The organism is Thermobifida cellulosilytica TB100 (assembly GCF_001517975.1).
GTDB classification, from domain to species: domain Bacteria; phylum Actinomycetota; class Actinomycetes; order Streptosporangiales; family Streptosporangiaceae; genus Thermobifida; species Thermobifida cellulosilytica.
Genome location: NZ_KQ950185.1, coordinates 9,285 through 16,798, shown reverse-complemented (window position 1 = coordinate 16,798; position 7,514 = coordinate 9,285). Strand labels below are relative to the sequence as shown.

The window sequence follows — 7,514 nt, the reverse complement described above, 5'->3', positions numbered from 1 at the left end:
GCCCTCGTCGGCGGGGGCGTCTCCTGGTACCTGCTCTCCCGCCCCGGCCCCGAGGGCACCGTGGCCGCCTACGTGGCCGCCTGGACCTCCGGCGACTACGCCTCCCTGGACCCGCTGTCCACCACGGGGCAGGCCGCCGAACTGCACACCGCGGTGGCCGAGAACCTGGGCGTGGAGTCGGTCGAGGTGACCACGGGCGAGGCCGTGGTGGACGGCGGGCAGGCCACCGTCCCGTTCACCGCGGCCCTGGACCTCAGCGGCACCGGGACGTGGAGCTACGAGGGCGAGCTGCCGCTGCTGCGCGTCGACGGGGAGTGGAAGGTCGACTTCAGCCCCGCCGCGCTGCACCCCGCGCTCGGCCCCGGCCAGGTCCTGGCGCGCTCCGACGTGTGGGGGGAGCGCGGCCGGGTCCGGGCCGCCGACGGCACCCCGGTGGACACCCCCGACGTCTCCGGGTCGATCCAGATGATCGTCGGCGAGGTCGGCCCCGCCACCGCCGACGACGTGGCGGAGCTGGGCCCCGCCTACCGCGAGGGCGACCCGGTGGGCAGGAGCGGCATCCAGCGCTCCCACCAGGAGCGCCTGGCGGGCACCCCCACCACCGTGATCCAGGTGGTCGAGGAGGGCGCGGAACCCGCCGCGGAGCCGGACGACCCGGCGGTCGTCGCCACCCTGGAGGGCACCCCCGGCCAGGACGTCACCCTCTCCATCGACCTGGAGGTCCAGCAGGCCGCGGCCGCCGCGATCATCGGACAGGACAAGGCGACCGCCCTGGTCGCGATCCGCCCCTCCACCGGCGAGGTCCTGGCCGTGGCCAACGTCCCCGGCGGGTTCAACCGCGCCCTGGAGGGCCAGTACGCGCCCGGCTCGACCTTCAAGATCATCTCCTACGACGCGCTGTTCGGCGCGGGGCTGTCCCCCGACGCCGCCCTGGACTGCGCCGAGACCGTCGACGTGGGGGGCTGGACGTTCAAGAACGCCGGAGACGCCGCCTACGGCGCCCAGAGCGTCACCGAGGCGTTCGCGACCTCCTGCAACACCGCGCTGATCTCCGAGGTCGCCGACCGGCTGGACGGGGCGTCGCTGACCGCCGCCGCCGAGAGGTACGGCTTCAACCGCGACCTCGACCTGGGCGTGCCCGCCCTCTCGCCGTCCTTCCCCACCCCGGACGGCGCGACCGCGCTGGCCGCCGCGAGCATCGGCCAGGGGCAGGTGCTCACCTCGCCGCTGCACATGGCCACCGTCCCGGCCGCGGTGGCCGACGGGAACTGGCGCCCGCCGGTGCTGGTCACCGACCCCGCCCCGGCCGGCCTGCCCGAGCCCGCCCCGGTCGCCGACGCCGACCGGCTGCGCGCCATGATGCGCGCGGTGGTCACCAGCGGCACCGCCAAGGACGTCGGCTTCACCGGAGAGGTGCACGGCAAGACCGGCACCGCCGAGTACGGCGCCTACGTCGAGGGGGAGGAGATGTCCGCGCACGGCTGGTTCGTGGGCTTCGAGGGCGACGTGGCCTTCGCGGTGATCGTCGAGGACGGCCAGAGCGGGGCGAAGGCCGCCGCGCCGCTGGCCCGGCGCTTCCTCGAGGGGCTGTGACCGGCCGCGGGGGCTCCCCGTCCGGGGAACCCCCGCGGTCAGGGCGAGACCGTCTGCGTCCCGCCGACCGGGCGGGCGGCGGGCGCGGACTCCTGCTGGGCGTCGGCCCCGGGCACCGCCACGAACAGCGCCACCAGCAGTCCCACCACCACCAGCGCGATCGCGCCGCACACCGCCCAGGGCTTCCACGCCTCCGCGGCCTCGTCGGGTGCGACGTAGTCGTCCACGTCGAAGGAGGACAGCACCTCGGCGAGCGCGGGATCGTCAGCGCTGAGCTGGTCCTCGATCTCGGCCAGAATCCGTCTCTCGTTCTCTCGCAAAGCCATGTGGCGCCTCTCCTTACACCGACCGGGAAGCCAGCACCGGTGCGCGTCTGCGACTCTGCCCCCGCTACCCAGTTTCTCCCCGTTCGGCTACAGGCGATACCCGGCCTCTCGCGCCCGGGCCTAACCGAAAGGTTGGTGTTGGCTCACCCCCGGTCCACCACGACGCCCTCCCCGGGCGCGCTCTCCACCCGGAAGGCGTCCAGCACGGTCACGTGGTAGCGCACCGCCCCGGAGCCGGTGTGGGCGTCGCGGTAGGAGTCCCGGCCGCCCCCGACGACGGCCACCAGGTGCTCGGCGTCGGCCAGCGCGCAGGCGTCGGCGTCGGCGGGCACCCGGTAGACCGCGTAGGCCCGGGCGTCGTCCGCCCCCGTCCAGCTCAGCGTCACCCCCTCGGCGTCGGCCTCGGCGGTCAGGCCCGCCACCGGCGCGGGCGCCCCCTGCGCGTCGTCGGCCACCGGGGGCAGCGCCGGACGCGTGTAGTGGTCGGCGGCCACCCGCTCCACGGCCTGGCGCGCCCGGCCGTCCAGGTCCTTCATCGAGAAGTAGACGTCGCCGGTGATCTCGGGGTGGGCGGTGTTGAAGTCGAGCTGCCGCGACAGCGCGTCCGCGCCCTTCCAGCCGTCCTCGCCCACCCGGTAGGCGGCCTGTCCGATGTACAGGTCCACGCCGGTGCCCGCCACCTCCTCGGCCCACCACGGCGCGAGCTCGGCGTAGTCGGCGGCGGCGAAGCCCTGCGGCCAGTACAACTGCGGCACCACGTAGTCGATCCAGCCCTCCCGGATCCAGGCGCGGGTGTCGGCGTGCAGGGCGTCGTAGGACTGTAGCCCGCTGGTGTCCGACCCCGACGGGTCGCTGCTGCGGTTGCGCCAGATCCCGAACGGGCTCACCCCGAAGCGCACCCACGGCTTGGTCTGCTCGACCCGTTCGTGCACCTGGCGGATCAACTGGTTGACGTTGTCGCGCCGCCAGGCGGCGCGGTCGGCGAAGCCGTCCCCGTGGGCCTGCCAGCTGGCGTCGTCGTCGAAGGCCTCGCCCTGGGCCGGGTAGGGGTAGAAGTAGTCGTCGAAGTGGACGCCGTCGACGTCGTAGCGCTCCACGACGTCGGCGACCACGTCGACGACCCACTCGCGGGCCTCGGGGTTGCCGGGGTCGAGGTAGCCCTGGCCGTCGTAGGTGATCAGCCAGTCGGGGTGGCGCCGCACCGGGTGGTCGTCGACCAGGTGGTCCAGGTCGGCCTCCTGGCGGCCGACCCGGTAGGGGTTGAACCAGGCGTGCAGCTCCAGTCCGCGCTCGTGCGCCTGGGCGACGGCGAACTCCAGCGGGTCGTAGCCGGGGTCGCCGCCCTGCCGGCCGGTCAGGTAGCGGGCCCACGGCTCCAGCTCGGAGGCGTAGACGGCGTCGGCGGTGGGCCGCACGTGGAAGAACACGGCGTTCAGGCCCAGCTCGACGGCGCGGTCCAGTTGCGCGGTGAGCTCCTCCTGCTGTTCGCGGACGCTCAGGCCGGGCTTGGAGGGCCAGTCGATGTTGCGCACCGTGGCGATCCACACGCCGCGCATCTGCCGCTTGGGGTAGGCGGCGGAGGTCTCGCAGTCCTCGGGGACCGGCTCGGCCGCCGCCGTGCCCGTCGGGTGCGGGGCCGACGGCGCCGCCCCCGGCGCCTCCGTGCCCGCGCTGCCGGCCGGGCCGGGCGCGACCGGGCGCCCCCGTCGGGCACCGACGCGCACGCGGCCGTCACCGACACCAGCACCGCCACGGCGACCCCCCGGGCCGACCATCCCATCCGCGCACCCCCGCTCGTCCACCTCTAGGGAACCGGACCGCCGTCGGCCAGCCTAGACCCCCCGAAGAGCCCCCGGGGCCGTTTCGGCGCCGCTGCGGCCGGGGCCGTGCTGCCCGCCCGGGGCCTGCGCATAGACTCCTACCTCGTGATCCCTGCGACCTCCTGTGACCGCATGACCGTGCGCACCGTGGCGCTGCCCGCGGGACGCCCCCTGCTCGACCTGCTGCCCCCCGCCGCCCCGCTGGCGTGGGTGCGGCGCGGCGAGGGACTGGTGGCGTGGGGGACCGCGGCGCGGCTGGAGCTGCCCGCCGAACGCGAGCGGTCCGGCGGCGAGCGGTTCGCGGCGGCCGCCGCGTGGCTGGAGTCGCTGCTCGCGGACGCCACCGTGCACGACGAGGTGGACCAGCCCGGCACCGGCCCCGTGGTGTTCGGCTCCTTCACCTTCGACGGCCGCGACCCCGGGTCCACCCTGGTCCTGCCGCGCGTGGTGGTGGGGCGGCGCGGCGGGCGCTCCTGGCTGACGGTCGTGGCGGGGCGGCGGACCCGCTGGCCCCCGCGCCGCCGCCCCGGCCGGTGGGCGCGCTGCGCTGGTCGGCGGGCACGGTCGGCGAGGACGACTGGACCGCGGCGGTGGCCGAGGCGGTGGAGCGCATCCGCACCACCTCCCTGGCCAAGGTGGTGCTGGCCCGCGACGTGGTGGCCGAGGCCGAGCGGCCCGTCGACGTGCGCACCCCACTGCTGCGCCTGGCCCGCGACTACCCGGACTGCTACGCCTACACGGTGGCCGGGCTCACCGGGGCCACCCCCGAACTGCTGCTGCGGCGCACCGGGGACCGCGTGGAGTCGCTGGTGCTGGCCGGGACCGCGCCGCGGGGCGCCACCCGCGGCCAGGACGCCGCCCTGGCCGCGGCCCTGCTCGGCTCGGCCAAGGACGCCGAGGAGCACGCCTATGCGGTGGAGTCGCTGCGTGCGTCGCTGGAGCCGTTCTGCTCCGGCCTGGACGTGCCCGCCCGGCCCGAGCTGCTGCGCCTGGCCAACGTGCAGCACCTGGCCACCCCGGTGCGCGCAAAGCTGCACCCGCGGGTGTCGACCCTGCACGTCCTGGCGGCCCTGCACCCCACGGCCGCGGTGGGCGGCACCCCCACCCCGCTGGCGATGGACGTCATCGGCGAGCTGGAGGGCATGCGCCGCGGCCGCTACGCCGGCCCGGTGGGCTGGCTGGACTCCCGCGGCAACGGGGAGTGGGGGATCGCGCTGCGCTGCGCGCAGATCGACGGCGCGCGCGCCCGCCTGTTCGCCGGGGGCGGGGTGGTCGCCGACTCCGACCCGCGCGCGGAGCTGGCCGAGACCGCCGCGAAGTTCCGCGCGATGCGCGCCGCCCTCACCGACGGCTGACCCGCGGCGGCGCGGGCCGCTCAGCCGTCCCCGGCCAGGTGCACGACGGCGACGGGCACCGCGGCGTGGTGCAGCACCGACCGGCTGACCGAGCCCAGCAGCATCCCCGCGATCCCGCCGCGGCCGCGCGAGCCCACCACGACCAGGTCGGCGTCGGCCCCCTCGTCCAGCAGGGCCGCCGCCGGGTGCGCCTCGGGCGCCTCGGCGCGGACCGGGACCCGCCGGGTCAGCGGGGTGCGGGCCTCGTCGACCGTCCGCAGCAGCCACTCGCGGATGCGTTCGACCTGGCGCGTCCGGTCGGTCCCGCCGTCGGCCGCCGGCGCGGGCAGCGGGCCCAGGGGCGAGTCGGGCGTCTGCCAGGCGGACACGGCGACCAGTTCGGCGCGCAGCCGCTCGGCCTCGACCAGCGCGAACCGCAGCGCGGCGGCGGCGTGCGCGGAGCCGTCCACGCCCACCACGACGCGGCCGCGCCGTGCCGCGGGCTCCCGTCCGGTGGGCGGCGGGACCACCACGACCGGGCAGGGCGCCTGGGCGGCGATCCGCTGGGCGACCGAGCCGAGGAGGATCGACCGGACCCCGCCGAGGCCGCGCGAGCCCACCACGACCAGGTCGGCGTCCTCGGCGGCCCGCAGCAGCGCGTGGTGCGCCTCGGCGCGGGAGACCTCGGTGACGGCGCGCAGGCTGGGGGCGGCGGCCTGCACCCGGCGCAGCGCCTGGCCCAGCAGCGTGGCGGCCGCGTCGGAGACCTCCTGGGAGGGCACCGTCCGGATCGGCCCGCCCAGCGGGGCGGTCACCAGCGGCAGGCCCATCGCGTACACCAGTCGCAGCACCGCCCCGCGCCCCGCGGCGGCGTCCACGGCCCAGTCCAGGGCGTGCAGGCTGCCCTCCGAGCCGTCCACGCCCGCCACGACCGTCCCCGCGGTCTCCCGGTCCGCCATGCGCCCCTCCTCGCTGCTCGGATGCCCGCGCTCTTTTCTACCCCGGCCCGCCCCGGCGGAGCGCGCGGTCGGCTCCGCGGGGGCGTGCTCAGCGCACCGTGTCGGCCACCGCCTCGGCCACCGCGTCCTGCAGGGCGCGGCGCAGGCGGGCCGAGGCGGCGCGGTCGGTGCGCACCTCCACCAGCCGCAGCCCCTCGCCCAGCAGGGCCTTGGGCAGGTCGGCGGCCCACTCCAGGTGCGTGTAGGGCAGGTCCGCGACGGCCGCGACCTGCTCCACGGACACGCCGTGCGGGGTGCCGAACACCCGCTCGAAGTCGGGGTGCCCGGCCTGCTCCAGCCCGGAGAAGATGCCGCCGCCGTCGTTGTTGACCACCACGACCGCCAGGTCCGGCCGGGGCTCCTGCGGCCCCAGCAGCAGCCCGTTCTGGTCGTGCAGCAGCGCCAGGTCGCCCAGCAGCGCGAACGCCTCTCCCCCGCCGTCGGCCTGGTGGGCCAGGGCCGCGCCCACGGCGGTGGAGACGGTGCCGTCGATGCCGCTGACCCCCCGGTTGCCGACCAGGCGCAGCCCGCAGCGCGGCCGCATCACCGCGTCCAGGTCGCGGATCGGCATGCTGGACCCGGCGAACAGCAGCGACCCGGCCGGCAGGTGGGCGGCCAGGTCGCGGGCCAGCCGCAGCTCCGTCAGCGCCTCCTCGGCGTCGAGCAGCCGGTCGGCGGCGGCCCGGGCGGCGGCCTCGGCCCGCGCCCACGACGCGGCCCACGCGGTGTCGGGGTCCGCCGAGCGCGGCGCGGCGACCGCGCCGACCACGTCGGTGGCGGTGCGCACCGGGTCGGCGAACGCCGCCGGGTCGCCCACCACCACGTGCCGCGCGGCGCGGCGCAGGTAGGCCAGCAGTTGCCGGGACAGCCCTGGGCGGCCCACGCTCACCACCAGCTCGGGTTCGTGGGCGGCGACGAACTCGGGCACCGCCAGCAGTTGCCGGTAGCCGCAGAGCGCGCCGGTGCGGCGGGCGTTGGAGGTGGGCTCGGCCAGCAGCGGCCACCCCGTCCGGGCCGACAGGGCCAGCAGCGGCACCGGGTCGTAGTCACCGTCGCCGCACACGACGACGCCGCGCTCCACCGCGGGCAGCTCCACCGGTTCGGGCTCGTGGGGCCGCGGGGCCACGTCGATCCACGGCCGCTGCCCGGGCCGCCCCTCCAGGGGCTCGGGCCAGGGCCGGCCGTCCTCCTCGGGCACCAGCGGCTCGCGGAACGCCAGGTTGAGGTGGACCGGTCCGGGCCGCGCCCCCTGGGCCGCCGCCCAGGCCCGGCAGGCCAGCGACCGCCAGTAGGCGACCATGCCGGCCTCGGGCTCGGGCACGCCCACCTCGGTGAAGAACCGCACCGCCGGGCCGTACAGGCCGATCTGGTCCACCGTCTGGTTGGCGCCGGTCCCCCGCAGCTCGGGGGGCCGGTCGGCGGTGAGCACCAGCAGCGGCACCC

General features: G+C 77.0%; 5 protein-coding genes and 1 pseudogene. 2 read left to right on the top strand and 4 right to left on the bottom strand.

Annotation, left to right across the window (positions count from 1 at the left end; genetic code table 11):
• Window positions 1–1,593: penicillin-binding transpeptidase domain-containing protein (locus AC529_RS15815; protein ID WP_083948331.1), on the top strand; the 1,593-nt coding region annotated here is incomplete at its 5' end.
• 38 nt (window positions 1,594–1,631) lie between these two features.
• On the opposite strand, the gene AC529_RS15810 is transcribed toward AC529_RS15815, so the two are convergent.
• Complete coding sequence (locus tag AC529_RS15810) at window positions 1,632–1,919, bottom strand: DUF3040 domain-containing protein (RefSeq protein WP_068758096.1); 288 nt, start codon at window positions 1,917–1,919, stop codon at window positions 1,632–1,634.
• 143 nt (window positions 1,920–2,062) lie between these two features.
• Window positions 2,063–3,694, bottom strand: a complete 1,632-nt coding sequence (locus AC529_RS15805) for a glycoside hydrolase family 10 protein (RefSeq protein ID WP_198156453.1) — start codon at window positions 3,692–3,694, stop codon at window positions 2,063–2,065.
• 177 nt (window positions 3,695–3,871) lie between these two features.
• On the opposite strand from AC529_RS15805, the pseudogene AC529_RS15800 reads away from it, so the two are divergent.
• A pseudogene (locus AC529_RS15800) lies at window positions 3,872–5,094 on the top strand (isochorismate synthase).
• Window positions 5,095–5,114: 20 nt separating this feature from the next.
• Here AC529_RS15800 and AC529_RS15795 read toward each other — a convergent pair.
• Window positions 5,115–6,032, bottom strand: a complete 918-nt coding sequence (locus tag AC529_RS15795) for a universal stress protein (RefSeq protein ID WP_068758094.1) — start codon at window positions 6,030–6,032, stop codon at window positions 5,115–5,117.
• An 88-nt stretch (window positions 6,033–6,120) separates the two neighbouring features.
• Window positions 6,121–7,514, bottom strand: a 1,394-nt coding sequence (gene menD, locus AC529_RS15790) for a 2-succinyl-5-enolpyruvyl-6-hydroxy-3-cyclohexene-1-carboxylic-acid synthase (protein WP_083948329.1), incomplete at its 5' end; no start/stop codon positions are given.

Excerpts from the sequence above, each read along its gene's own strand:
- AC529_RS15810 (WP_068758096.1), bottom strand. The coding sequence starts at position 1,919 with ATGGCTTTGCGAGAGAACGAGAGACGGATTCTGGCCGAGATCGAGGAC.
- AC529_RS15805 (WP_198156453.1), bottom strand. The coding sequence starts at position 3,694 with ATGGTCGGCCCGGGGGGTCGCCGTGGCGGTGCTGGTGTCGGTGACGGC.
- AC529_RS15795 (WP_068758094.1), bottom strand. The coding sequence starts at position 6,032 with ATGGCGGACCGGGAGACCGCGGGGACGGTCGTGGCGGGCGTGGACGGC.